This is a genomic window from Stenotrophomonas sp. Ste96 (genome assembly GCF_024519495.1).
Classification (GTDB): Bacteria; Pseudomonadota; Gammaproteobacteria; order Xanthomonadales; family Xanthomonadaceae; genus Stenotrophomonas; species Stenotrophomonas bentonitica_A.
On the sequence record NZ_JALJRX010000001.1, the window covers coordinates 934,848 to 959,755 of the forward strand.

22 protein-coding genes are annotated in these 24,908 nt (G+C 67.3%); 9 read left to right on the forward strand and 13 right to left on the reverse strand.

Features of this window, described 5'->3' with window-relative positions:
- Positions 1 to 30: 30 nt before the first annotated feature.
- The 8 genes from era to rpoE form a co-directional block, all read right to left on the reverse strand.
- Positions 31 to 927: a GTPase Era gene (era, locus tag OC373_RS04395; protein ID WP_019183449.1), complete on the reverse strand. Its 897-nt coding sequence runs from the start codon at positions 925 to 927 to the stop codon at positions 31 to 33.
- Positions 924 to 1,604: a ribonuclease III gene (gene rnc / locus OC373_RS04400; RefSeq protein WP_070425666.1), complete on the reverse strand. Its 681-nt coding sequence runs from the start codon at positions 1,602 to 1,604 to the stop codon at positions 924 to 926. Before rnc ends, era begins: the two co-directional genes overlap by 4 nt.
- Positions 1,594 to 1,977: a DUF4845 domain-containing protein gene (locus tag OC373_RS04405; protein WP_046273302.1), complete on the reverse strand. Its 384-nt coding sequence runs from the start codon at positions 1,975 to 1,977 to the stop codon at positions 1,594 to 1,596. Before OC373_RS04405 ends, rnc begins: the two co-directional genes overlap by 11 nt.
- Positions 1,978 to 2,009: 32 nt before the next feature.
- Entirely contained in the window at positions 2,010 to 2,804 is a 795-nt protein-coding gene (gene lepB, locus OC373_RS04410) for a signal peptidase I (RefSeq protein WP_019183452.1), read from the reverse strand.
- Between the two features lie 100 nt (positions 2,805 to 2,904).
- Positions 2,905 to 4,695 (reverse strand): translation elongation factor 4, encoded by a 1,791-nt coding sequence (gene lepA, locus OC373_RS04415; RefSeq protein WP_019183453.1) that lies wholly within the window; start codon positions 4,693 to 4,695, stop codon positions 2,905 to 2,907.
- Positions 4,696 to 4,862: 167 nt separating this feature from the next.
- Entirely contained in the window at positions 4,863 to 6,389 is a 1,527-nt protein-coding gene (locus tag OC373_RS04420) for a DegQ family serine endoprotease (RefSeq protein ID WP_019183454.1), read from the reverse strand.
- Positions 6,390 to 6,474: 85 nt separating this feature from the next.
- Complete coding sequence (locus OC373_RS04425) at positions 6,475 to 7,377, reverse strand: sigma-E factor negative regulatory protein (protein ID WP_070425668.1); 903 nt, start codon at positions 7,375 to 7,377, stop codon at positions 6,475 to 6,477.
- Positions 7,374 to 7,994: an RNA polymerase sigma factor RpoE gene (gene rpoE / locus OC373_RS04430; protein WP_019183456.1), complete on the reverse strand. Its 621-nt coding sequence runs from the start codon at positions 7,992 to 7,994 to the stop codon at positions 7,374 to 7,376. The genes OC373_RS04425 and rpoE overlap by 4 nt, the downstream gene beginning before the upstream one ends.
- Positions 7,995 to 8,232: 238 nt before the next feature.
- Here rpoE and OC373_RS04435 point away from each other — a divergent pair, with 238 nt between their 5' ends.
- The 4 genes from OC373_RS04435 (at position 8,233) to OC373_RS04450 (ending at position 12,848) form a co-directional block, all read left to right on the forward strand.
- A complete protein-coding gene (locus tag OC373_RS04435; RefSeq protein ID WP_070425669.1) occupies positions 8,233 to 10,296 on the forward strand; it encodes a 3-hydroxyacyl-CoA dehydrogenase NAD-binding domain-containing protein in 2,064 nt (687 codons plus the stop codon).
- A gap of 159 nt (positions 10,297 to 10,455) precedes the next feature.
- Positions 10,456 to 11,319, forward strand: a complete 864-nt coding sequence (locus OC373_RS04440; RefSeq protein WP_070425670.1) for a pirin family protein — start codon at positions 10,456 to 10,458, stop codon at positions 11,317 to 11,319.
- A 113-nt stretch (positions 11,320 to 11,432) separates the two neighbouring features.
- On the forward strand, positions 11,433 to 12,155 hold the full coding sequence (aqpZ, locus tag OC373_RS04445; protein WP_019183459.1) for an aquaporin Z: 723 nt from the start codon (positions 11,433 to 11,435) through the stop codon (positions 12,153 to 12,155).
- 231 nt (positions 12,156 to 12,386) lie between these two features.
- Positions 12,387 to 12,848, forward strand: a complete 462-nt coding sequence (locus OC373_RS04450; protein ID WP_070425671.1) for a hypothetical protein — start codon at positions 12,387 to 12,389, stop codon at positions 12,846 to 12,848.
- A gap of 124 nt (positions 12,849 to 12,972) precedes the next feature.
- Here the strand turns inward: OC373_RS04450 and OC373_RS04455 are convergent, their stop codons facing one another.
- Positions 12,973 to 13,824, reverse strand: coding sequence for a pirin family protein (locus OC373_RS04455; protein ID WP_070425672.1), 852 nt, complete (start codon positions 13,822 to 13,824; stop codon positions 12,973 to 12,975).
- A gap of 227 nt (positions 13,825 to 14,051) precedes the next feature.
- Between OC373_RS04455 and OC373_RS04460 the strand changes: the two genes are divergently transcribed.
- Positions 14,052 to 16,133, forward strand: coding sequence for a carbon starvation CstA family protein (locus OC373_RS04460; RefSeq protein ID WP_070425673.1), 2,082 nt, complete (start codon positions 14,052 to 14,054; stop codon positions 16,131 to 16,133).
- The gene (locus OC373_RS04465) at positions 16,133 to 16,357 is read left to right on the forward strand and encodes a CstA-like transporter-associated (seleno)protein (RefSeq protein ID WP_070425674.1); all 225 of its coding nucleotides are present in this window, start codon (positions 16,133 to 16,135) and stop codon (positions 16,355 to 16,357) included. Before OC373_RS04460 ends, OC373_RS04465 begins: the two co-directional genes overlap by 1 nt.
- 120 nt (positions 16,358 to 16,477) lie before the next feature.
- On the opposite strand, the gene OC373_RS04470 is transcribed toward OC373_RS04465, so the two are convergent.
- The 4 genes from OC373_RS04470 to OC373_RS04485 all read right to left on the reverse strand — a co-directional run bounded on the left by OC373_RS04470 (position 16,478) and on the right by OC373_RS04485 (position 20,505).
- The gene (locus tag OC373_RS04470) at positions 16,478 to 17,068 is read right to left on the reverse strand and encodes a dihydrofolate reductase family protein (RefSeq protein WP_315985449.1); all 591 of its coding nucleotides are present in this window, start codon (positions 17,066 to 17,068) and stop codon (positions 16,478 to 16,480) included.
- Between the two features lie 52 nt (positions 17,069 to 17,120).
- The gene (locus OC373_RS04475; protein WP_019183465.1) at positions 17,121 to 18,371 is read right to left on the reverse strand and encodes a DUF819 family protein; all 1,251 of its coding nucleotides are present in this window, start codon (positions 18,369 to 18,371) and stop codon (positions 17,121 to 17,123) included.
- Between the two features lie 114 nt (positions 18,372 to 18,485).
- A complete protein-coding gene (locus OC373_RS04480) occupies positions 18,486 to 19,817 on the reverse strand; it encodes a HAMP domain-containing sensor histidine kinase (RefSeq protein WP_261997135.1) in 1,332 nt (443 codons plus the stop codon).
- Entirely contained in the window at positions 19,804 to 20,505 is a 702-nt protein-coding gene (locus tag OC373_RS04485; protein WP_070425677.1) for a response regulator transcription factor, read from the reverse strand. Before OC373_RS04485 ends, OC373_RS04480 begins: the two co-directional genes overlap by 14 nt.
- Before the next feature lie 130 nt (positions 20,506 to 20,635).
- On the opposite strand from OC373_RS04485, the gene OC373_RS04490 reads away from it, so the two are divergent.
- From OC373_RS04490 to OC373_RS04500, 3 genes are all read left to right on the forward strand, one after another.
- A complete protein-coding gene (locus OC373_RS04490) occupies positions 20,636 to 22,342 on the forward strand; it encodes a glycosyltransferase family 39 protein (RefSeq protein WP_261997136.1) in 1,707 nt (568 codons plus the stop codon).
- 101 nt (positions 22,343 to 22,443) lie between these two features.
- Positions 22,444 to 23,214, forward strand: coding sequence for a phosphatase PAP2 family protein (locus tag OC373_RS04495; protein WP_172838031.1), 771 nt, complete (start codon positions 22,444 to 22,446; stop codon positions 23,212 to 23,214).
- Positions 23,211 to 24,863: a phosphoethanolamine transferase gene (locus OC373_RS04500; protein WP_261997137.1), complete on the forward strand. Its 1,653-nt coding sequence runs from the start codon at positions 23,211 to 23,213 to the stop codon at positions 24,861 to 24,863. Before OC373_RS04495 ends, OC373_RS04500 begins: the two co-directional genes overlap by 4 nt.
- The last annotated feature ends 45 nt before the right edge of the window (positions 24,864 to 24,908 follow it).

The following is a 24,908-nucleotide window of genomic DNA, read 5'->3' on the forward strand; positions in this document are numbered from 1 at the left end:
GTTCAACCGCCCGGGGTTGGAGGGGCCGGCTTATTCGTAGCCGAACGCCTTGAGCGCGGCTTCATCGTCGGACCAGCCTTCGCGCACCCGGACCCAGGTTTCCAGGAAGACCTTGGCGCCGAACAGACGTTCCATCTGCAGGCGGGATTTGGCGCCGATCTCCTTCAGGCGGGTGCCGGCCTTGCCGATCACGATCGCCTTCTGGCCTTCGCGCTCGACCCAGATCACCGCGCCGATGCGCAGCAGGTTGCCATCCTCGACGAAGCGCTCGATCTCGACCGTGGTCGCATACGGCAGTTCTTCGCCGAGCTGGCGCATCAGCTGCTCGCGCACCAGCTCACCGGCGAGGAAGCGCTGGCTGCGGTCGGTGATCTCGTCCTCGCCGAACATCGGCGGGGCTTCCGGCAACAGCTTCATCAGGTCGCGGACCAGCGATTCCAGGCCATTGCGCTTCTGCGCCGAGATCGGGTGCACCGCGGCGAACGTGCGGCCCTCGGTGACCTGCTGCAGGAACGGCAGCAGCGCGCCCTTGTCCTTGAGCCGGTCGATCTTGTTGACCACCAGCACCACCGGGATCCCCGAGTCGCTGAGCACGTTGAAGGCCAGCGTGTCTTCCTCGTCCCAGCGGCCGGCTTCGATCACCAGCATGCCCGCGTCCACGCCCTCGAGCGAGCCGCGCGCGGCGCGGTTCATCACCCGGTTCATGGCGCGCTTCTGCGCACGGTGCAGGCCGGGGGTGTCGACCAGCACGATCTGCCCTTCCGGGTAGCTGGCAATGCCGAGCAGCCGGTGCCGCGTGGTCTGCGGCCGGTTGGAGACGATGCTGACCTTGGCGCCCACCAGGGCGTTGGTCAGGGTGGATTTGCCGACGTTGGGGCGACCGATGACGGCCACGCTGCCGGAACGATGGGGGGTTGCTTCGTTCACTTGGAATCCAGTTGCTCGAGGGCGGCGGCAGCCGCCTGTTGTTCGGCCAGCCGTCGCGAGGCACCTTCGCCTTCGGTGCTGACAGCGGGGTCGGTTACGCCGCAGCGTACCCGGAAGGTCTTGGCGTGATCGTCACCCGATTCTGACACCAGCTCATACAGGGGCAATGCCTTCTGCCGCGCCTGCAGCCATTCCTGCAGCCGGGTCTTGGGGTCTTTCTCCGGCTTGCCGGTGGCCGGCAGGGCGTGCATCGAGGCGGTGAACCAGGGCAGCACCACGGTCCGGCAGGCGGCGAAGCCGGCATCGAGGTAAATCGCGGCGACGACCGCTTCCAGCGCATCGGCCAGGATGGAGTCGCGGCGATGGCCGCCGGTCTTCATCTCGCCCGGGCCCAGGATCAGGCGCTCGCCCAGGTGCAGCTCGCGCGCGATCACCGCCAGCGCGCCCTCGCGCACCAGTTCGGCACGGGCGCGGGTCAGCGCGCCCTCGTCGGCCTTGGGCCAGCGTTCGTAGAGCGCCTGGGCCACCATCATGTTGACGATGCTGTCGCCGAGGAATTCCAGCCGCTCATTGTTGGGCGTGCCGGCACTGCGATGCGTCAGCGCCTGCTGGAGCAGGCCCGGATCGTTGAAGGCGTGACCGATCAGGTCACCGCGTTGGAAGGTCTTAGTCGGCACCGCGGAGAGTCAGATCCTGGTTGGTGTCAAATTTGCCCACCACGTCGAGATTGCCGATCAGCTCACGGCGCACTTCGTAGTTGACCTTCAAGTTCCAGCCGCCGTCGATGCGGTCGAACTTGATATCGGAGGGCTTGAGATTCTCGGAATAGCTCATGTGGATGCGCTTGAAGAACAGCTCCTGGACCCTGGCCGGCTCCATGTTGGCCACCCCCGGCTCTTTGGCCAGGCTCTTCAGCGCCGTGCGCACGGCGTAATACTCCTGGTACATCGGGAACAGCTTCATCCCGATGTACAGGAAGAAGGCGACCACGATCAGCACCACCAGGAACGAGGTCAAGGTGATGCCGCGCTGCGATGTCATGTTCTTCATTGCGTTCTCCCCAGATACGCGTGTGCCATCAATCAATGGATACCCGTGCCGATCCGCGACGGCTCGAAACCGTCCTTGCAGAACCAGCCCGAGCAGTTCAGCCAGATCAGGAAGGCCTTGCCGCGCAGGTTTTCCTCCGGCAGCAGGCCCCAGAAGCGGCCGTCGTCGCTGTTGTCGCGATTGTCGCCCATCACCAGGTACTTGCCGGCCGGAACGGTCCACTGGCCTTCGCCACGGGCGTAGTCGGTCTCCAGCACCGTATGGGTGCGGCCCGGCAGGTGCTCGACCAGCAGCGAGCTGCCCTCGCCCTGGCCGTTGTGGCCGGCATACAGGCCCTTGTTGTCGTATTTGACCGGCTCACCGTTGAGGATCAGGCCATTGCCCTGGAACTCGATCTGGTCGCCCGGCACGCCGATCACGCGCTTGATGAAGTTCTCACCCTTGGCCGGATCGTTGTCCGAGTGGCCCGGGAAGTGGAACACCACCACGTCGCCCCGCTTGGGCTCGCCGAACGGGATCACCTTGGCGTTGTTCAACGGCAGGCGCAGGCCGTAGGAGAACTTGTTGACCAGGATGAAATCGCCGATCAGCAGGTTGGGCATCATCGAGCTGGACGGGATCTTGTACGGCTCGGCGATGAAGCTGCGCACCACCAGCACGATCGCCAGCACCGGGAAGAACGCCCGGGCGTAATCGACCACCACCGGCTCGGTGTCCAGCAGGCCGGCGCGCTGGGCGCGGCGCTTGGCGAAGTACAGCTTTTCAGCCAGCAGGATCAGGCCCGAGGCCAACGTCAGTACGACCAGGAGGAACTCAAACAATTTCATGCAGTGTCCTTGGGAACGATTGCAGCGGTGTGGTGTGCCCCTGCGCGTCCGGCGACACCGATCCGGTGCCGCCCGCCGCTGCCGGGAAAGCCATCCGGCCTTACTTGTCCATCTGCAGCACGGCCAGGAAGGCTTCCTGCGGGATTTCCACGCGGCCGACCTGCTTCATGCGCTTCTTGCCTTCCTTCTGTTTCTCGAGCAGCTTCTTCTTGCGCGAAACGTCGCCACCATAGCACTTGGCCAGCACGTTCTTGCGCATCGCCTTGACCGTGGTGCGCGAGATGATCTGCGAGCCGACGGCGGCCTGGATGGCCACGTCGAACATCTGCCGCGGGATCAGTTCCTTCATCTTCTCGCACAGCTCGCGGCCGCGGCGATCGGCATGGCTGCGGTGCACGATCAGCGACAGCGCATCGACCTTGTCGCCGTTGATCAGCACGTCCACGCGGACGAACGGACCGGCATCGAAGCGCACGAAGTGGTAGTCCAGCGAGGCATAGCCACGGCTGACCGACTTGAGCTTGTCGAAGAAGTCCAGCACCACCTCGGCCATCGGCAGTTCGTAGCTGATCTGCACCTGGCTGCCCAGGTAGTTGATGCCAAGCTGGCTGCCGCGCTTTTCTTCGCACAGCTTGATGATGTTGCCGATGTACTCCTCGGGGGTGAGCACGTTGGCGCGGATGATCGGCTCGCGGATCTCATCGACCTGGTTCACCGGCGGCAGCTTGGCCGGGTTGTCCATGTTGATGATGGTGCCGTCGGTCTTGAGCACTTCATAGACCACGGTCGGTGCGGTGCTGATCAGGTCCAGGTTGTATTCGCGTTCCAGGCGCTCCTGCACGATTTCCATGTGCAGCATGCCCAGGAAGCCGCAGCGGAAGCCGAAGCCCATCGCCTCGGAGCTTTCCGGCTCGAAGCGCAGCGCGGCATCATTCAGGCGCAGCTTGTCCAGCGCTTCGCGCAGGTCCGGATAATCCTCGGCATCGACCGGGAACAGGCCGGCGAACACGCGCGGCTGCATTTCCTGGAAGCCCGGCAGCGGCTTGGCGGCCGGGTCGGCGGCCATGGTCAGGGTGTCGCCGACCGGCGCGCCGTGCACGTCCTTGATGCTGGCCGTGACCCAGCCCACTTCACCGGCGCGCAGGGCCGGCAGCACCTTGCGCTTGGGAGTGAACACGCCGACGTTGTCGACCTGGTGGTTGCGGCCGGTGGACATCACCTGCAGCTTGTCGCCCGCCTTGATCTGGCCCTGCATCACGCGCACCAGCGAGACCACGCCCAGGTAGTTGTCGAACCACGAGTCGATGATCAGCGCCTGCAGCTTGTCGGTATCACGCGGCACCGGCGGCGGAATGCGATGCACGATCGCCTCCAGCACGTCCTGCACGTTCAGGCCGGTCTTGGCGCTGACCGGCACGGCATCGGTCGCGTCGATGCCGATCACGGCCTCGATCTCGGCCTTGGCGCGCTCGATATCGGCGGTGGGCAGGTCGATCTTGTTGATCACCGGCACCACTTCCAGCCCCTGCTCAACGGCCGTATAGCAGTTGGCGACGGACTGCGCTTCCACGCCCTGGGCCGCATCGACCACCAGCAGCGCGCCTTCGCAGGCGGCCAGCGAGCGGCTGACTTCATAGGAGAAGTCGACATGCCCGGGGGTGTCGATGAAGTTCAGGTGGTAGGTCTGGCCGTCTTTGGCGACATACGGCAACGAGACCGACTGGGCCTTGATGGTGATGCCACGCTCGCGCTCGATCGGGTTCGAGTCGAGCACCTGCGCCTCCATCTCACGGGCCTGGAGGCCACCGCAAAGCTGGATGATGCGATCGGCCAGCGTGGACTTGCCGTGGTCGACGTGGGCGATGATGGAGAAGTTGCGGATGAACCGCATCGAATCAGAAGACATAGGTGGCGGCGGCGCGTCGCGTCGTCAGGATGACTGCGGATTATCGCATGGCCGGCCCGGTCCCGCGTGGGCCCGGCGGCGATTGTCGCCAACGGCCCCCTGGAAACGACCGGGCCCGCCGAAGCGGGCCCGGAAACACAGGCGGGGCGGGCTTACTGCCCGGCCTTGACCGCCACGAAGGCACTGTTGCCGTTGGCGCGGACCAGCAACATGACCACGTCACCCTTGCTGTAACCGCCCAGCGCCTTGTTCAGCGCGGCCACGCTGCCGACCGGGGTGCGGCCGACCTGCAGCACCACCAGCCCCGGCGACAGGCCGGCATCACGCGCCGACTGGCCGTTGACCCGGGTGATCCGCACGCCCTCGCCGGCCGACAGGCCCAGCTGCTGGCGCTGCGCGGCGGTCAGATCGGCCACGTCCAGCCCCAGCAGGGCATTGGCACCGGTCTCCGGCTTGGCCGCTTCCGCGGCCGGACGGGTGGCGCCGCGCTCGGCGTCTTCGGCCAGTTCGGTCAGGGTGGCGGTGATTTCCCGCTCCTTGCCGTCGCGCAGCACGCTCAGGCGGACCTTGCTGCCCGGCGGCAGCGCGCCGATGGCCGGCGGCAGATCACTGAAGGTATTGATCGGGCTGCCATTGACCGAGCGGATCACGTCACCCGGTTCGATACCGGCCTTGAGCGCCGCGCTGCCCGCGACCACTTCGTTGACCAGCGCGCCGCGGCTGTCCGGCAGGCCCAGCCCTTGCGCCTTGAGGCTGTCGATCGGCCCGACGGCCGCGCCCAGCTGGCCCCGGCTGACCCGGCCGGTCTTCTTGATCTGTTCGACCGCGCCCATGGCCAGGTCGATCGGGATCGCGAAGCTGATGCCCATGTAGCCACCGGACGCGGAGAAGATCTGCGAGTTGATACCGACCACTTCGCCGCGGGTATTGAGCAACGGGCCACCGGAGTTGCCCTGGTTGATGGCCACGTCGGTCTGGATGAAGGGCACATAGCGCTGGTCCGGACCGCCGGTGCTGCGCCCCACCGCGCTGACCACGCCGGCGGTCACCGAATTGTCCAGCCCGAACGGCGAACCGATCGCGACCACCCACTGGCCCGGCTTGAGCGTATTGGAATCGCCCACGCGCACCGTCGGCAGGTTCTTGGCGTCGATCTTGAGCAGGGCGACGTCGTACTGCTGGTCGCTGCCCACCACCTTGGCGGTGAACTCGCGGCGATCGCCGAGCTTGACCTTCACTTCACTGGCATCGGCAACGACGTGGTGATTGGTCAGCACGTAGCCATCGGCGGAGATGATGAAGCCCGAGCCCATGCCGCGGCCGCGGATGCTCGGCGTGCCGTCATCGGGGCCGTCGGCGCCCTGCCCCGGCATCTGGAAGTCCGGACCGAAGAAGCGGCGGAAGAATTCGGGCATGTCCTGGTCCGCAGGACCGGCCATGCGCGCCTGGCGGTTGCTGCGCACGATGGTGGTCTCGACATTGACCACGCCCGGACCGACCTGTTCGACCAGGTTGGTGAAGTCAGGCAGACCGCTGACCAGCTGCGGCGCCGGCGCCCGCGGAGCGGCGGCCGCCGCCGGGGCGGCAGCGGTGGCCGGCGACGGCGACTGGGCGCAGGCCACCAGTGGGAGCGTCATGGCGATCAGCGCCAGGGCGTGGGTACGGATACGGGCGGTCATCAGACACGAACCTCCGGGTCAGGAAAGAAAGGGGGGGGGAACGCTCCGGCGCACGGGCCGGAGCGGAGCGTCGCCGCGACGATGCTCAGTCGCGGTGCCGGCGTGCGGGTTCGGCCGTTTCGGCTGACTCCTGCAGACGCGGCTCGAAGGGATAGAACGCAGCCTGCGGCGCCTGGGTGGAGAAGCTCGCATTGAGCGCCCCGCCCGCAGCCGGGGCCAGGCTGGACCGCGGCCAGGGCTTGGCCTGCAGGTTGCCGACCTCACCGAACGGGAACTGCCGCACGGTCGCCGCCGGCATGGCCGGGGTCAACGGCGCCTGGCTGGCAACCGCCCGCTGCGGTTCGGCACTGCGTTCGGCGGCGCTGCCACGCGCGGCCTGCTGGGTACGCGTGGCGCTGGCGCTGGCGCGGCGTGCGGTGGCCACGTCCTGGCGGCGGCTGGCCGCCGCCACCGCAGCCGCCGGCACCGCAGCCACGGCGAGTGCCTGTTCGGCGGCCGAGGCTTCGGTAACCGGTGCGGCCGGCAGTTCGGCCTGGCTGGCGATGATGGTGGTCGGCGCCTCCAGCGGGGCCTGGGCGGGCAGCTGTTCGCGCGTCATGAACATCGCCACCGCGGCCACGGAGGCGGCCAACGCTGCGCCACCGCCCCAGCGTCGCCAGCTGCCGCGCCGTTGCGCCTGCTCCGGGCCACGCTCCACCCTGGCCTGCATCGCCGGGGCGGGCTCTACGGCCACGGACGCGCGCACACGCTCGGCGAAATCGACCGGGGCCGGTGCGCAGGCCTGCCCGCGCAGCACATCGCCCAGCATCTGCCAGCGTTCGTTGCAGCTGGACAAGGCCTCATCGTGTTCCAGCCGACGCAGCATGAAGCGCGCTTCATCGGCCGACAGTTCACCATCGATCAGCGAGGACAGCTGCTGACGGTAATGGGCGTCGAATTTATCGGGGGACGCGCCCCGGGAAGCATCATTGGACATATCGTGGCTCATGCGCGGCTCTTCTCGCGGGTGGCGCTGCCCACATCGAGCAGCGGCCGAAGTTCAGTGTCGATCGCCTCGCGGGCACGGAAAATCCGCGACCGCACGGTGCCGATCGGGCACCCCATCTTCTGCGCGATTTCGTCGTAGCTCAGGCCCTCCACCTCGCGCATGGTGATGGCTGACCGCAGTTCTTCAGGCAGCGCGGACACTGCCTTCATCACCGTCTGTTCCAGTTCCTGTCGCATCAATTCGCGTTCGGGCGTGTCGGTGTCGCGCAGGCGGGTGCCGCTGTCGTACTGCTCGGCGTCCCCGATTTCGATGTCATCGGTGGGCGGGCGGCGGTTGTGCGCGGCGAGATGGTTCTTGGCAGTGTTCACGGCAATCCTGTGCAGCCAGGTATAGAACTGGGCGTCGCCGCGGAAACTGCCGATCGCGCGGTACGCGCGGACGAACGTGTCCTGGGCGACGTCCTGACATTCACTCCAGTCCGCGATGTAGCGCCCGATCAGCGCGATGACCCGATGCTGGTACTTGCGCACCAGGACATCGAACGCCGCGCTCTCGCCACGCTGCACACGTCGGACCAGCTCCAGGTCCAGCTCCTGTGGTGTTTCAACCTCGGCCATGGGGGGCCGCACTCCTGTCAGCCCAACCGACGTCGGGCAATGAGACTGCCAATCCCGGGAAAAGTTCAGCGCTCGATCACACGGCGCCGCACCAGCTTTTAACCACCGTTCCGTTAAGGTTTCCGATCCAGGCAATGAATCGACGGTATCTCTCCCCCAGCTATAGGGATTTGACGGGGAGGAAACAACCTCTGGATCATAGCCCCCTTCTCCATACACAACCGGATGGAACGTTCCCATGCTCTCAGGCTTCGATGGGCTCCGCTTCTCGCATTGGCACCCGCAGATCCGTGACGATGGCGTCGTGGTGCTCAGCCTCGACCGCCAGGACAGCAGCGTCAATGCCATGTCGCAGGACGTGCTGCTCGAACTGGGCGACCTGATCGAGCGGATCGCGATGGACCCGCCCAAGGCGGTGGTGATCCAGTCGATCAAGGCGGCCGGCTTCATCGCCGGGGCGGACCTGAAGGAATTCCAGGCGTTCGACCGCCGCGGCACCGTCAATGACGCGATCCGCCGTGGCCAGAGCACCTACCAGAAGCTGGCCGAACTGCCCTGCCCGACCGTGGCGGCGATCCATGGGCATTGCCTGGGCGGCGGCACCGAGCTGGCGCTGGCCTGCCGTTACCGCGTGGCCTCCAATGATCCGTCCACCCGGATCGGCCTGCCGGAAACCCAGTTGGGCATCTTCCCGGGCTGGGGCGGCAGCTCGCGCCTGCCGCAGCTGGTCGGCGCGCCGGCGGCGATGGACATGATGCTGACCGGCCGCAATCTGTCGGCCTCGGCCGCGCGCAACATCGGCCTGGTCGACAAGGTCGTCGCGCCCGCCGTGCTGCTCGATACCGCGGTCTCGCTCGCACTGAAGGGCACCACCCGCCCGTTCAAGCAGCGCGCGACGGCGTGGATCACCAACACCTGGCTGGCGCGCAGGCTGCTCGCCCCGCAGATGGCCAAGCAGGTCGCCCGCAAGGCGCGCAAGGAGCACTACCCGGCGCCGTACGCGCTGATCAACACCTGGGCGCGCACCGGTGGCAGCCCGATCCAGACCCGCCTGGATGCCGAGCGTCGCGCGGTGGTCAAGCTGGCCGGCACGCCGACCGCACGCAACCTGATCCGCATCTTCTTCCTGACCGAACGCCTGAAGGCCCTGGGTGGCAAGGACCATGGCATCCAGCACGTGCACGTGGTCGGTGCCGGCGTGATGGGGGGCGACATCGCCGCGTGGTCGGCCTACAAGGGCTTCAACGTGACCCTGCAGGATCGCGAGCAGCGCTTCATCGATCCGGCCATGGAACGCGCGCAGGCGCTGTTCGCCAAGCGGGTGAAGGACGAGAGCAAGCGCCCGGCCGTGGCCGCGCGGTTGAAGGCCGATCTCGCGGGCGAGGGCGTGGCGCTGGCCGATCTGGTGATCGAAGCGATCATCGAGAATCCGGAAGCGAAGCGTGATCTGTACCAGTCGCTGGAGCCGACGATGAAGGCCGATGCGCTGCTGACCACCAACACCTCCTCGATCCCGCTGGACGAACTGCGCGACCACATCCAGCGCCCGGCGCAGTTTGCCGGCCTGCATTACTTCAACCCGGTCGCGCAGATGCCGCTGGTGGAAATCATCCACCACGACGGCATGGCCCCGGAAACCGAGCGTCGCCTGGCGTCGTTCTGCAAGGCACTGGGCAAATTCCCGGTGCCCGTCGCCGGTACCCCTGGCTTCCTGGTCAACCGCGTGCTGTTCCCGTACATGCTCGAAGCCGCCACCGCCTATGCCGAAGGCGTGCCCGGGCCGGTACTGGACAAGGCCGCGGTCAAGTTCGGTATGCCGATGGGCCCGATCGAACTGCTCGATACCGTCGGTCTGGACGTGGCCGCAGGCGTGGGCAAGGAACTGGCGCCCTTCCTCGGGCTGCAGGTGCCGGCTGCCCTGGCGACGGTGGAACAGGGCAAGCGCGGCAAGAAGGACGGGCAGGGCCTGTACAAGTGGGAGAACGGCCGGGCGCAGAAGCCGGACGTCCCCGCCAACTACGAGATCCCGGCCGATCTGGAAGACCGCCTGATCCTGCCGCTGCTCAACGAAGCGGTGGCCTGCCTGCACGACGGCGTGGTTGCCGATGCGGACCTGCTCGATGCCGGCGTGATCTTCGGCACCGGCTTCGCCCCGTTCCGCGGTGGCCCGATCCAGTACATCCGCGCCACCGGTGCCGATGTGCTGGTCGAACGCCTCAAGGTGCTGCAGCAGCGCTACGGCGGTCGCTTCGCCCCGCGCCCGGGCTGGGACTCGCCGGTACTGCGTGAGCCCGTGATCTGAGGCGCGATGATGTGATGTGACGACGCCACCGTGAGGTGGCGTTGTCGTTTGTGCTGCCGTCCCTGTGCGACCAGAACAACCTGTTACCGATACAGGCCTCCCGCCCCCACACCCCGCATGCGATCCTCCCGCTCTGTCCCCGCCAGCGAGACCGCCCGCATGACGACCATCATCGCCCCCCGCATCCATGACATCGGTGGCCTGCAGGTACGCCGCGCCGTGCCGACCCTGCAGGCGCGCAGCGTCGGTCCGTTCGTCTTCGTCGACCAGATGGGCCCGGCCGTGCTCTCCCCCGGCACCGGCATCGACGTGCGCCCGCATCCGCATATCGGCCTGGCCACCGTCACCTTCCTGTGGTCCGGCGCCATCGGCCACCGCGACACGCTCGGCTCGGACCAGGTGATCCGCCCCGGCGACGTCAACTGGATGACCGCCGGCCGCGGCATCGCCCATTCCGAACGCACGCCCACCGTCGAACGCGAGCACGACCATCCGCTGCACGGCATGCAGACCTGGCTCGCGCTGCCGAAGCAGTTTGAAGAGACCGACCCCGCGTTCTACCACCATGCCGCCGCCACCCTGCCCCAGCAGCGCCGCAACGGGGCCTGGCTGCGTGTCATCGCCGGACGCGCGTACGGCGAAGAATCGCCGGTCAAGGTCTTCGCCGATACCCTCAACGTTGCCATCGATCTGGATGCCGATGCGGAAATCGATCTCGATACCGGCCACGCCGAGCGCTCGCTCTACATCCTGGAAGGCCAGGCCCAGCTCGATGGCGTGGATGTTCCCGCCCAGCACCTGATCATTCCCGAGCCCGGTGCCCGCGGCCGCCTGCGCGCCAAGACCCCGATCAAGGCGATGCTGATGGGCGGCGAACCGCTGGATGGCCCGCGCCACCTGTGGTGGAACTTCGTGTCCAGCTCCACTGAGCGTATCGAGCAGGCCAAGCACGATTGGGAATCCGGGCGTTTCGGCACCATCCCCGGCGACGACAAAGAGTTCATTCCGCTGCCCACGTACTGACCTGCGCACCGCCATCGACCGTTCGTCGGGCATTGACGCCATCGTCACCCCGATGAACCCCGATTCAGCTACGTTGCGCCTGCCCACCCCGGGCATACACGTGGAGCACGTCGATGAGCATGGGCAAACGTCTGGCCGCCGAGTTCCTGGGCACGTTCTGGTTGGTATTGGGTGGGTGTGGCAGCGCCGTGCTGGCCGCCACGTTCGGCGGCGATGGCAATCCGCTGGGGATCGGCTTTCTGGGCGTCGCGCTGGCCTTCGGCCTGACCGTGCTGACCGGCGCCTACGCGTTCGGGCACGTGTCCGGCGCGCACTTCAATCCGGCGGTCAGTGTCGGCCTGTGGGCTGGCGGCCGCTTCCCCGCGCGCGAGCTGCTTCCTTACATCGTGGCGCAGGTGCTGGGCGGCGCACTGGCCGGCTTCATCCTGCTGCAGATCGCCTCCGGCGCGCCCGGTTTCCAGATCGATGGCAGCCAGGCCGGCGCATTCGCCAGCAACGGCTATGGCGCACTTTCGCCGGGGGGCTACAGCGTCGCCGCCGCCGCCCTCTGCGAAGTGGTGCTCACCGCATTCTTCCTGATCGTGATCATGGGCTCCACCCATGGCAACGCACCGGCCGGCTTCGCCCCGATCGCGATCGGCCTGGCCCTGACCCTGATTCACCTGATCAGCATTCCGGTCACCAACACCTCGGTCAATCCGGCGCGCTCCACTGCCGTAGCCCTGTTCGCCGGCAGCGGCGCACTGGGCCAGCTCTGGCTGTTCTGGCTGGCGCCGCTGCTGGGCGGGCTGATCGGCGGCACTCTCTACAAGTGGATGGGCACCGCGCCGCGCTGATGCTCAGGGCCGGGCGGGCAACCCCCGCCCGGCCGCTGACAAAGGAATCAACTGAAACCGTTATTTGTACACTGAGTCACATTCCGTTAAGGTCCCGAGCACTCGTCCGACACTGACGGCAGCGAGTGATCCGGTAGGCGCGCGGGGAATGCGCCACCACGGCCTGGGTTGTCGACGGCCACCGGAACGGCTGTCAGCGACGGACGCGATCATCGACCTTTGGGGGAATGCATGAACGTCCTGCGCGCTGTCGTGTGTGTGTGTCTGCTGGTGTCTGCCGGCGCCGTCGCGGCGCAAGCGACCAGCGAATGTCCGTCCCTGCCCGCCAGCAGCGGCCTGAACTGGCAGCAACTGGCCCAGCGTGACCTGATCCTGTGCAGGGCCAGCACCGCCGATGGGCGTGAAGTGCTCAGCCTGACCTTGAGCGCACGCAATCCGGAGCTGCCGTTGAACCGTGCGCTGCGCCAGGAAAAAGGCAGCTTCGCCGGTGAAACCCTGTACTGGTACCAGCCCGACCTGGGCGGCCAGAAGCCGCCGGGGTATGAAACCCGCCGCATCACCGTGGTCAAGTTCGACAGGAACCGCTTTGCCCAGATCGCGCTGTATGCCGGTGACGCCAGCGAACTCGGCTCGCTGCAATCGTTGGCGCAGGGCATGAGCCTGACGCCCTCGGCCGTCGCCGCCGGGCGCTGAGCACGAGGCCGGGACGGTGCACCGCACTCATCCCGCCATCCACGGTAGCGCCGGCCGCTCGCCGGCGCCTCCCACACCGTCAGGTGTCATGCGTTTGTCGGCCAGCGGGCGGTGCCAACGCCCCTCAGAAGCGGCCTTCCTGGAAATCCACGAAGGCCTGCATCAGCTCCTGCTTTGTATTCATCACGAACGGCCCATGCCGCATGACCGGCTCGCGCAGCGGGCGGCCCGCCACCAGGATCAGGCGCGCCCCGGTTTCACCGGCACGCAGGACCAGCTGCTCGCCGCCGCCCAGCACCGCCATTTCCTGGCGGGCCACCGGGCGCGCATCGTCGCCTTCGCCGATCTCCAGCCCGCCTTCGAATACGTAGGCGAACGCGTTATGGCCATCGGGCAGCGTGTAGCGCCAGCCCGCGCCGGCATCCAGCGTGATGTCCAGGTACACCGGATCGGTGGCCGGCTGCACGATCGGCCCGACCGTGTCGCCCACCTGGCCGGCGATGACCTTCACCTGCACGCCCCCGGCCGGTGCCGTCACCGGAATATGGTCCGGCGCGAACTCCTGGTACTTCGGCTCGGTCATCTTCTCGCGTGCGGGCAGGTTCACCCACAGCTGGAAGCCGCGCATCTGCCCCGATTCCTGCTCGGGCATCTCCGAGTGGATCAGGCCGCGGCCGGCGGTCATCCACTGCACGCTGCCCGGCGTGAGCAGGCCCTCGTTGCCATGGTTGTCCTTGTGCCGCATGCGGCCATCGAGCATGTAGGTCACGGTCTCGAAACCACGATGTGGGTGGCTCGGGAAGCCGGCGATGTAGTCCTCGGCGCGGTCCGTGCCGAATTCATCCAGCAGCAGGAACGGGTCCAGGTCGGGCAGCGAGGGGCCGCCGATCACGCGCGTCAGGCGCACGCCGGCGCCATCGGAGGTGGCCATGCCACGGATGGTGCGCAGCACGCGCACCGGGGTTGGGCTGCTCATGATGACTCCAGGATCGGTGAACTGCCTACAAGATGGGCGCGCCGGCCCCGCCGGCCAACCGCCACGCCCGCAACCAATTGTTCCAAGCGTGGTGTTCCGATGACGTGCACGGGCACGCACCGCGCCCACCCTACGACCAAAGTACTAGCGGCAAGCCCCCGCCATTGCATTGACCCCGTCAGTGCGAGGGCGGACTCTTACGACGATCTCCAGGGAGACGCAATCTCATGAAAGGTTTTTCGAAACTGGGTTGGGCAGTCATCGCACTGCTCGGCGCCTTCTGTCTAGGCACCGTCGCGCTGCGCCGCGGTGAACCCATCAATGCACTGTGGATCGTCGTCGCTGCGGTCTCCATCTATCTCATCGCCTATCGCTTCTACAGCCTGTTCATCGCCGACAAGGTGATGCAGCTCGATCCGACCCGGGCCACGCCCGCGGTGATCAACAACGACGGTCTGGATTACGTTCCGACCAACAAGCACGTACTGTTCGGCCACCACTTCGCCGCCATCGCCGGTGCAGGCCCGCTGGTCGGCCCGGTGCTGGCCGCGCAGATGGGCTACCTGCCCGGCCTGCTCTGGCTGGTGGTGGGCGTGGTCGTGGCCGGCGCGGTGCAGGATTTCATGATCCTGTTCCTCTCCAGCCGCCGCAACGGCCGCTCGCTGGGTGACCTGGTGCGTGAGGAAATGGGGCCGGTGCCCGGCACCATCGCCCTGTTCGGCGCCTTCCTGATCATGATCATCATCCTGGCGGTGCTGGCGATGGTGGTGGTCAAGGCGCTGGCCGAAAGCCCCTGGGGCATGTTCACGGTCATCGCGACGATGCCGATCGCGATCCTGATGGGCGTGTACATGCGCTACATCCGCCCGGGCAAGATCGGTGAGATCTCCGTGGTCGGTCTGATCCTGCTGCTCGCCGCGATCTGGTTCGGTGGCAAGGTCGCCGCCGACCCGGTCTGGGGCCCGGCCTTCACCTTCACCGGTATCCAGATCACCTGGATGCTGATCGGCTACGGCTTCGTCGCCTCGGTGCTGCCGGTGTGGCTGCTGCTGGCCCCGCGCGATTACCTCTCCACCTTCCTCAAGATCGGCACCATCGTGGCGCTGGCGATCGGCATCCTCATCGTCATGCCCGAGCTGAAGATGCCGGCCCTGACCCAGTTCGCCGCCAGCGGCGACGGCCCGGTCTGGAAGGGCGGGATGTTCCCGTTCCTGTTCATCACCATCGCCTGTGGCGCGGTCTCCGGTTTCCACGCACTGATCGCTTCGGGCACCACGCCCAAGCTGCTCGCCAATGAGCGCCACATGCGCTACATCGGCTACGGCGGCATGCTGATGGAATCGTTCGTCGCGGTGATGGCGCTGGTGGCCGCCTCGATCATCGACCCGGGCATCTACTTCGCCATGAACGCGCCGGCCGCCGTGATCGGCCCGGATGCGGTCTCCGCTGCGGCCTACATCAGCAATACGTGGGGCTTCATCATCACCCCCGAGCAGCTGGAGGCCACGGCCGCAGCGATCGGCGAGCCGACCATCCTGCACCGCGCCGGTGGCGCACCGACGTTGGCAGTGGGCATCGCGCAGATCCTGCACGAGGCGATCCCGAGCGGCAGCAACGCGATGATGGCGTTCTGGTATCACTTCGCGATCCTGTTCGAAGCCTTGTTCATCCTCACCGCGGTCGACGCCGGTACCCGTGCCGGTCGCTTCATGCTGCAGGACCTGCTGGGCAACTTCATCCCGGCCCTGAAGAAGACCGAATCGTGGACGGCCAACATCATCGCCACCGCCGGTTGCGTGGCGCTGTGGGGCTACCTGCTTTATACGGGCGTGGTCGATCCCTTCGGCGGCATCCAGACCCTGTGGCCGCTGTTCGGCATCTCCAACCAGATGCTGGCCGGTATCGCGCTGATGCTGGGTACCGTGGTCCTGTTCAAGATGAAGCGTGACCGCTTCGCCTGGGTCACTGGTGTGCCGGCGGTGTGGCTGCTGATCTGCACCACCTATGCAGGGCTGATCAAGATCTTCGACAAGAACCCGGCGCAGGGCTTCCTGGCCCAGGCGCACAAGTACCAGGACGCGATCGCCACCGGCACCCTGACCGCCCCGGCCAAGACCGTCGGCCAGATGCACCAGATCGTGGTCAACGCCTACGTCAACACCGGCCTGACCGTGCTGTTCCTGTTCGTGGTGTTCTCGATCCTGTTCTACGCGATCAAGACCATCTTCATGGCCCGCCGCACGCCGCAGCGGACCGACAAGGAAACCCCGTACGTGGCACTGCAGCCGCACCAGATGGCGGACCTGTGATGAGCACCGAACTCGTCCCCGCCGGTCAGTACCAGGCCCATCGCCGCATCTGGCGGCGCCTGGTGCAGACCGCGCGGCTGTGCTGCGGCATTCCCGACTACGACAACTACGTCCGGCATGTGCTGGAAAATCATCCGGACCGCGTGCCGATGGACTACAAGACGTTCTTCCGCGAGCGCCAGGAGGCGCGGTACAGCGGCAAGAACGGGGGGCGCTGCTGCTGACGCCGCAGCGTCCGCACGGTCCCGGCCGGAGGTCGCGACAACGTTGCAACCAAACGGCGGCGCGAAAGCGCCGCCGTTTCTGTAGATGGCCCCAGGCCGGTGCCTGGCCGACCCTCGGCCCTAGCCAGCGCTGCCGATGGCGTAGCGCGTCTGCACGAATCCGAACGGGTACACCACGGTGGCGCGATGCGTCAGGAGCGCTTCGGCCCCGGCCTCGCCGAACAACCGCAGGCCACCACCAACCAGGACCGGAATCGTGGTCACGGTGATCTCCCGCAACAGGCCCTCGGCGAGGAAGGATTGCACCGTGCGTCCGCCATCGATGTAGAGTCGGTCCAGGCCACGCGTTGCCGCTTCTTCCATCAATGTGGACAAGGCCCCGGAATGCAGCCGCACCGAGTTTGGTGCCGCCTCCGGAACGGCCTGCAGGGTGTGGCTCAGCACATAGACCGGCAGATCCGCGTAAGGCCATTCGGGAAAGGACAGCACCTTCTCGAGGGTGCGCCGCCCCATCACGATCGCCTTGATCGGCACCATGTAGGCAGCGTATCCACAATCCTCACCGGCCGGCACGCTCTGATTGGCGTGGTCGAGCCAGTCCAGACTGCCATCCGCGCGCGCGATACAACCGTCCAGACTGACGGCAATGAACGAAGAACAATGAGGTGTCACACGTCTCTCCCAGGTGTGGCGCCGGCCCGGGGCCGGCACGACCGGACTGCGCGTCCCGGACGGGCCGGTACGCGCGCGATCATGATCCCGCTTACGCGCCCGCCATCCACTTCAGGATCAGGCCAGTCACATAGGCCAGCCCGGTACCGGTGGCGTAGCCCACGGTGCCCAGCAGCACGCCGACCGGCGCCAGGCTCGGGTGGAACGCCGCGGCCACCACCGGCGCCGAAGCGGCTGCACCGATGTTGCCCTGCGAACCGATGGCGAAGAAGAACAGCGGCGCGCGCATCAGCTTGGCCGCGATCCACAGCACCAGGATGTGGGTCAGCATCCAGATCGCGCCCAGCGCGAACAGCCACGGGCGGTCGAGCAGCGAGAGCAGGTCCATCTGCATGCCGATGCAGGCGATCAGGAAGTACAGGAACAGGGTGCCCAGGCGCGAGGCACCGGCCGATTCGAGCCTGCGTGCACGGGTGAAGCTCAGGCCCAGGCCGAGCGCGGTGGACAACAGCACCACCCAGACGAATGCGCTGTCCAGGCTGAACTGGCTGGCCCAGCTCACATTCGCCTTGAACCAGCCGCTCAGCGGTGCGGCGATGGCATGCGCCAGACCGACGCCACCCAGTGCCACGCCGACGATCACCATCAGGTCGGTGAGGCTGGGAATGCGGGCGTTCTGCGCCTCGTAGGCGGAGATCCGGGCCTTCATCTCATCGATGGCACGGGTATCGGCGCCATTGCGCGTATCGATCTGCTGGGCGCGGTTGGCCAGGAACAGCAGCACCGCCATCCACAGGCTCGCGCAGGCCACGTCGACCACCGCGAACTGGCCGAAGGTGGTGGCATCGGTGCCGAACACTTCGCGCATCGCCACCATGTTGGCGCCGCCGCCGATCCAGCTGCCGGCCAGGGCGGCCATGCCCTTCCAGGTATCACCGGCCACGGTGGCCGGGTGGATCCAGGACATCGTCTGGAACGACACGATCGCGCCGAGGATGATGCCCAGCGTACCGGCGCAGAACACCACCAGCAGTTTCGGGCCCAGCTTCATGATGCCCTTCAGGTCGATCGAGAGCGTCAGCAGCACCAGCGCTGCGGGCAACAGCACGTCACGGGCGATCGGGTTGTACAGCGAGGTGTTATGGCCGTCGATCAGGCCGGCGGTGTTGTAGATGGCCGGGATGAAGTAGCACAGCAACAGCGCCGGCACCCACGCGAAAATCTTCTTGAGGATCGGGGTCGGGCCACTGGCGGCCCAGAAGATCACGGCCAGGGTGGCGGCGATCAGGCCGAGGCCGACGATGTCATTGGTGATCAGGGCAGTACTGGGTTCGGTCGGCATCAAGCCATCCTCTGTCGATCGAAGGGATAAAAAAAAGCGCCGCATAGAGCGGCGCCTCCGGAGCTTAACATTGTCTTCACGACGCCACACTTTGCAGCGCAGCGCGCGGGCCGATCACGACGCGGGCAGCGATGCGCGTTCAGAGCGACCCGGCAGCGAAGCGCCCAGATCGAGGATCACACAGGTACCGCGCGGCACACAGGGCTGGATCTGCAGCGCCCAGCCCAGGTGCTCGCACAGCCGGGCGATCAGCTCCAGGCCGATGCCGCTCTGCTCGTTGCGATCGCCGCGCGCCATGCGTGCATGTACGGCGGCGATCTCTTCCGGGCTCATGCCCAGCCCGGGGTCCTGCAGCGTCACCACGGCCTGCCCGGAGACCTGGATGTGGATGGTGCCGCGACCGCTGTTCTCGATCGCGTTGCGCAGCAGATTGCCGATCGCGGCCTGGACCACGCCGAGCGGGGCGATGATATCCACGCGCGCAAGGCCGTCGATCTCGATGTGCAGGTCCTTGTCGCCCATCAGATGGCGATGGTCTTCGATGATGTCCGGCACCAGCAGGTCGAGCGGAATGCGTTCACCGAGCGCGGCCAGCCGGGCCGGGTCGCGTGCGAGCACCAGCAGCAGCTGGATCAGCTGCTCCACCCCCTGGGCCGTGCGGTGCACACGCTGCATCTGCTGGCGCGCACGGTCTGGAATGTCCGGCTGGCCCAGCGCCAGTTCCGAGGCCCCGGTGATCACCGCGATCGGCGTACGCAGTTCGTGGCTGGCGGTGCTGATGAAGACCCGCTCGCGCTCGACGAACTGTTCGTTGCGCGCCAGGTAGTCATTGAGCGCGTTGGCGATCACGTACAGCTCGGAGCTGGCGCGCGGGTCCACCTCCACCCGTTGCCCGGGCACCCCCGGGTGCAGATCGTCGATGCGCCGTGCCAGCGAGCTCAGCGGCCGCACCAGCCGGCCGACGCCGAAGGAGGCCATCAGCACGGTCACGATGATCATCAGCACGCCGGCCAGCAGCACCCAGCGCGTGGCGAACTGCTCCAGCTCGTGGAAATCGTTGATGTCCAGCACCAGCGCCAAGCGCCCCAGCTGGGTGGTTTCACGCACCATCACCGCGCTGGCGCGGCCGTTGACCTCCACGCCGTCGTGCAGCCCCGGGTGCAGCGTGCGCAGGCTGTCCGGCACCGTCGGGCTGCCGTTGATGTAGAACAGCCGCAGCGTGTCCGAATCCTGCCAGCGGTAGTGCGGCTCGTGTTCGATGTGGTTGACGATGCTGTCCAGCTCGGAGTTGAGCAGCGCCCGCCATGCCGAGTGTTCGGCGTGTTCGTGCACGTAGTTGCCCACGCTGAACACCGCCAGCGAAATCAGCGCCAGGTAGCCCAGCAGCCACCACACCATGCGCCGGTGCATCGGCGATGGCGTGGGCGGGCGCTTACGCCACTTCATCTGCACCGCCCGCCGCGGAAACGCCGAGGCGGTAACCGACCCGCGGCAAGGTGTGGATCAGCTTCTGCTGGAACGGGCCATCCACGCTGCGGCGCAGTTCGTACACGTGCGAGCGCAGCAGATCCCCGTCGGGCAGCTCGTCACCCCACAGTGCGAATTCCAGCTGCTGGCGGGTCACCGCGCCGGGGCTGGCGCGCATCAGCACCTCCAGCAGCTTGCGGCAGGCCGGATACAGGTGCAGCGGCTTGCCGTCGCGTTGCGCCTCCAGGGTGGCCAGATCCAGCTTGAGGTCGGCCACTTCCAGCAGCTTGCGCGGGTTGCGCCCTTTGGCGCGCACCATCAGCGCTTCAAGACGTACTTCCAGCTCGGGCAGTGCGAAGGGTTTGGTCAGGTAGTCGTCGGCGCCGGCGCGGAAGCCGGCGATCTTGTCGGGGAGTTCGTCGCGCGCGGTGAGCATGATCACCGGCACTTCCGAGCCGTGGTCGGCACGCAGCCGGCGCAGCACTTCGGGCCCTTCCATGCGCGGCAGCATCCAGTCCAGGATCAGGGCGTCATAGGGCTGCGACACGGCCAGGTGCAGGCCGGTCACGCCATCGGGCGCGACGTCCAGCACATGGCCCCGCGATTCGAAATAATCGAATAGATTGGCAACCAGCTGACGGTTGTCTTCAATGACCAGCAGCCGCATGGGAGACTCTCTTGACCGGTTGGGCGCATGGTAGCGGGAACCCTGTCGGAATCCGGTCGCAATGGGGGTGGTTACGACGCTTTTCCTACGCTGTCGGGGAGACAGTGGCCGTTTTGCCAAAGAGCCTGGCGTGACCGAATCCTTCTTCCTGCGGCGCTGGCCGCGTGTGCTGGTCTGCCTTGCCCTGTTGCTGGCCCTGGCGGCGGGCATCGGCCTGCGCCAGCCCTCACCGCCCGATGAACCCCGTTTCGTGCTGGCTGCACGGGCCATGGTCGCCTCCGGGCAATGGCTGCTGCCTCACCGTGGCAGCGAACTGTACGCGGAAAAACCGCCGGTGTTCATGTGGCTGCAGGCCGCCAGCCACCAGCTGTTCGGCGGCTGGACCATCGCCTTCCTGGTGCCTTCGCTGCTTGCCGCTCTGCTGACACTCTGGCTGACCTGGGACCTGGGCCGGCGGTTGTGGAACCGGCGTGTCGGCTGGTGGGCGATGCTCGCCTTGTTCAGCTGCCTGCAGTTCGGCCTGATGGCCAAGCGGGCGCAGATCGACATGGTGCTGGTGGCGATGACCACCCTGTCGCTATGGGGATTGTTGCGCCACCTGCTGGAAGGCCGCAACCGGCCCGCGCTGTGGCTGGCCGGCTTCGCCGCCGGGCTGGGCACGGTGACCAAGGGCGTGGGCTTCCTGCCCCTGCTGGTGCTGCTGCCGTTCGCCGCCTGGCGCTGGCGCGTGCGCGGCGCCAGGCGGCCGGCCGGCACTGCCCGCGACCTGTGGTGGCTGCTGCCGGCCTTCCTGCTCGGCACGGCGGTGTGGCTGGCGCCGCTGGGCGTGGCGCTGCTGCACTCGGCCGACCCGGCCCTGCACGCCTATGCGCGCGAGCTGCTGTTCAAGCAGACCGCCACCCGCTACGCGAACGCCTGGCACCACGTGAAGCCGGCCTGGTACTACCTGCAGGTCATGGCGACCTTGTGGCTGCCGGGCAGCCTGCTGCTGCCCGCCCTGGTTCCGGCATGGTGGCGCCGCCTCAAGCGCCTGGATGGACGCTGGTGGCTGCTGCTGGGCTGGGCCCTGCTGGTGCTGGTGTTCTTCAGCGCCAGCCCGGGCAAGCGGGAGGTCTACATCTTCCCGATACTGCCCGCGTTGTGCCTGGCCGCCGCCCCGCTGCTGCCCGGGCTGCTGCGCCGGGCCGGGCTGCGCTGGTTGCTGTGGGCCTATGTCGCCGTCCTCGGCGTGGCGGCGCTGTATGTCGGCACCCAGCTGTGGTCGGCCAGCGAATGGGCGCACGTGCAACTGGCGCGGCGCGCGATGCCCGATACGCTGCTGCCCGTGCTTGGCGGCTGGCTGATCGCCTTCGGCGTGGTGTTGCTGGCGCTGGCCCTGTGGTGGCGCCAGCGCCGGGCAGGCGCGCTGGTGGTCGCGGCGGCCTTCCTGCTCTGGAATCTGTACGGCTGGGTGCTGATGCCGACCCTGGACCCGTACAGCTCCGCCTCGGCGGTAATGCAGCGCGTCGGCCTGCGGATCGGGGAGGCCGAGCTCGGCGTGGTCGCCTGGCGCGAACAGAACCTGTTGCAGGCCGACCGCCCGGTGACCGATTTCGGCTTCAAGACCCCGTGGGACCAGCAATGGCAGGCCGCAGGGCCGTGGCTGTCACAGGCGCCGCGCCAGCGCTGGCTGCTGGTGCTCGATGAAGCGATCAGCCCGTGCGTGGACCCGGCGGCGGTGATCGAGATCGGCAGCGCCAACCGCAACCGGTGGCTGTTGTTCCCGGGTACTGCCTGGCAGGCCGACTGCCATGCCGCCGTCACGGCCACCGACACCGCGCAGGACGAGGAAGACTGAACGGCAGGCCGCGCTTAACCGGCGGCCAACATCGCTCCGACCGGTCTCCGACACTGCGCTGACGACCATGGCGCCGGAATCTTCCGCCGGCCCCTTTGTCCATGTTCCCAGCGTCCAGCGTTGCCCTTTCATCCACGTCGGCCACCGCGCTCACCCCACGCTTGCTCCGCGGCCACCTCTGGGTACCGCTGGCGCTGGCGCTGCTCGCCAGCGCGATGCTGATGGGCGCCGGTGGCGACCAGTGGCTGGCCGATCGCCTCTATCGACTCGAAGGGCAGCAGTGGGCGCTGCAGAACGCCTGGGTCACCACCCACCTGATCCACCAGGCCGGCAAGTGGACCAGCAATGTGGCGGCGCTGGTCGCGATCGTGCTGTGCTTCCACGCCTGGCGCACCGAGCGCGCACCCGCATGGCGCTGGCCGCTGCTGTATCTGGTGCTGGCCGTCGCGCTGGGCACCGGCGTGGTCTCGCTGCTCAAGTCGCTGACCAACATGGATTGCCCGTGGGATCTGGCCCGCTATGGCGGCACCCGGCAGTTCATCGGCTTGTTCGCAACACGCCCACCCGGGATGCCGCGTGGGGTGTGCTTTCCAGGCGGGCATTCCAGCGCGGGGTTTGCGTGGGTCAGCCTGTACTTCTTCGCGCTGATGGTGCACCCGGCCTGGCGCTGGCGCGGCCTGGCCGTCGGCCTGCTGGCTGGCGGCGTGTTCGGCGTTTCGCAGCAGCTGCGCGGTGCGCATTTCCTGTCGCATGACCTGTGGACGCTGGCCATCTGCTGGACGGTCTCGCTTGGCCTGTATCTGCTGATCGAACCGGTGCGGCTGCGCCAACGCGGCACGTCACCAGGCATCGCGCAGGGAGAAGTGGCATGAGCACCACCCTTCCGCGCGCCACGCGCTTGTCGGCGCTGGCCACCCTGCGTGCCTGGCGCCCGCAGTGCACCACCGAAACCCTGATCCTGCTCACCAGCATCTTCTTCGCGGTGGCCTGCAATGGCCTGTTCTGGCACAGCGCGATGGCCACGCATCCGGGCAGCATCGGCTTCGCTGTCTCGCTGTTGCTGTTCCTGGTGGGCGCGCACTGTCTGCTGATGGGGCTGCTGGTGTGGCGCTGGAACGCCAAGGTGGTGCTCAGCGTGCTGCTGATCGGCACGGCGCTGGCCGCGCACTACATGAGCAGTTACCACATCTATCTGGATGCGGACATGCTGCGCAACGTGCTGGCGACCGACCACAAGGAAAGCCGCGAGCTGATCACGCCCACCTTGATCGCGCCGCTGCTGCTGTTGGCCCTGGCGCCGATGCTGCTGCTGTGGCGCGTGCAGCTGCGCCGGCGCACGCTGGGCAACGCGCTGCTGTGGCGGGCCGGCTTCCTGCTGCTGTCGGCGCTGATCGCCTTTGGCGGGGCGATGCTGTCCTTCCAGGAGATGTCCTCGCTGATGCGCAACCAGCGCGAGGTGCGCTATCTGGCCACGCCGGGCAACTTCCTGCTCGGACTGCCCAAGGCGCTGCGCGGCGACAACCCGATCCAGCGCGCTCCGAAACTGCCGATCGGGACCGATGCCAAGGCCACCCCGCGTGCAGCCGGCAGCCGCCCGCGCCTGCTGGTGATCGTGATGGGCGAAACCGCGCGCGCGCAGAACTGGGGCCTCAACGGCTATGCCAAGCAGACCACGCCGGAGCTGGCCCAGGCCGGGGTGATCAATTTCCCCGACATGCATTCGTGTGGCACCAGCACCGAAGTCTCCCTGCCCTGCCTTTTCTCGCCGTACGGACGCCACGACTACGACGAGAAGAAGATCCGCGCTCACCAGTCACTGCTGCACGTGCTGGACCACGCCGGCATCGCCACGCTGTGGCGTGACAACCAGTCCGGATGCAAGGGCGTGTGCGAGGGCCTGGAGATGCAGGCGCTCGACGATGCCAAGCAGCCGAGCCTGTGCGCCAACGGGCGCTGCATGGACGAGATCCTGATCGACGACCTGGCCACCCAGGTCCGCGCCAGGCCCGGCGACCGCGTGGTGGTGCTGCATCAACTGGGCAACCACGGCCCGAGCTACTTCGAACGCTACCCGGCGCGCTTCCGCCGCTTCACCCCCACCTGCGACACCCCAGACCTGGGCAAGTGCAGCCGCGCGCAGATCACCAACAGTTACGACAACGCGCTGCTCTACACCGATCACCTGCTCTCGCGCACGATCGGCACGCTGAAGGGCATGGACGACTACGACACCGCGATGATCTACCTTTCCGATCACGGCGAGTCGCTGGGCGAGAAGGGCCTGTACCTGCACGGGGTGCCGTACGCGATCGCCCCGCAGGAACAGACCCGCGTGCCGATGACGATGTGGTTCTCCCCTTCCTTCGCAGCCAACCGCGGGCTCAACCTGGCCTGCGTGCGGGAGCGCGCGGGCAGGTACACCGACCACGACAATCTGTTCCCCTCGGTACTGGGGCTGATGCAGGTCAAGACCTCGGTGTATGAGCGTGGCCGGGATCTGTTTGCTGGGTGCGAGGCATAAGCAGGCTTGTCCCATGCGCACCGCCCCGTCTCACGGAGCACGGAC

Coding starts and splice junctions, on each gene's coding strand:
- OC373_RS04405 (WP_046273302.1), bottom strand. CDS start 1,977: ATGAAGAACATGACATCGCAGCGCGGCATCACCTTGACCTCGTTCCTG.
- lepA (WP_019183453.1), bottom strand. CDS start 4,695: ATGCGGTTCATCCGCAACTTCTCCATCATCGCCCACGTCGACCACGGC.
- OC373_RS04450 (WP_070425671.1), top strand. CDS start 12,387: ATGAACGTCCTGCGCGCTGTCGTGTGTGTGTGTCTGCTGGTGTCTGCC.
- rpoE (WP_019183456.1), bottom strand. CDS start 7,994: ATGGCCGAGGTTGAAACACCACAGGAGCTGGACCTGGAGCTGGTCCGA.
- OC373_RS04475 (WP_019183465.1), bottom strand. CDS start 18,371: ATGCCGACCGAACCCAGTACTGCCCTGATCACCAATGACATCGTCGGC.
- OC373_RS04420 (WP_019183454.1), bottom strand. CDS start 6,389: ATGACCGCCCGTATCCGTACCCACGCCCTGGCGCTGATCGCCATGACG.
- lepB (WP_019183452.1), bottom strand. CDS start 2,804: ATGAAATTGTTTGAGTTCCTCCTGGTCGTACTGACGTTGGCCTCGGGC.
- OC373_RS04465 (WP_070425674.1), top strand. CDS start 16,133: ATGAGCACCGAACTCGTCCCCGCCGGTCAGTACCAGGCCCATCGCCGC.
- OC373_RS04500 (WP_261997137.1), top strand. CDS start 23,211: ATGAGCACCACCCTTCCGCGCGCCACGCGCTTGTCGGCGCTGGCCACC.
- OC373_RS04485 (WP_070425677.1), bottom strand. CDS start 20,505: ATGCGGCTGCTGGTCATTGAAGACAACCGTCAGCTGGTTGCCAATCTA.
- OC373_RS04460 (WP_070425673.1), top strand. CDS start 14,052: ATGAAAGGTTTTTCGAAACTGGGTTGGGCAGTCATCGCACTGCTCGGC.
- OC373_RS04440 (WP_070425670.1), top strand. CDS start 10,456: ATGACGACCATCATCGCCCCCCGCATCCATGACATCGGTGGCCTGCAG.
- aqpZ (WP_019183459.1), top strand. CDS start 11,433: ATGAGCATGGGCAAACGTCTGGCCGCCGAGTTCCTGGGCACGTTCTGG.
- OC373_RS04425 (WP_070425668.1), bottom strand. CDS start 7,377: ATGAGCCACGATATGTCCAATGATGCTTCCCGGGGCGCGTCCCCCGAT.
- OC373_RS04435 (WP_070425669.1), top strand. CDS start 8,233: ATGCTCTCAGGCTTCGATGGGCTCCGCTTCTCGCATTGGCACCCGCAG.
- OC373_RS04495 (WP_172838031.1), top strand. CDS start 22,444: ATGTTCCCAGCGTCCAGCGTTGCCCTTTCATCCACGTCGGCCACCGCG.
- OC373_RS04455 (WP_070425672.1), bottom strand. CDS start 13,824: ATGAGCAGCCCAACCCCGGTGCGCGTGCTGCGCACCATCCGTGGCATG.
- OC373_RS04480 (WP_261997135.1), bottom strand. CDS start 19,817: ATGAAGTGGCGTAAGCGCCCGCCCACGCCATCGCCGATGCACCGGCGC.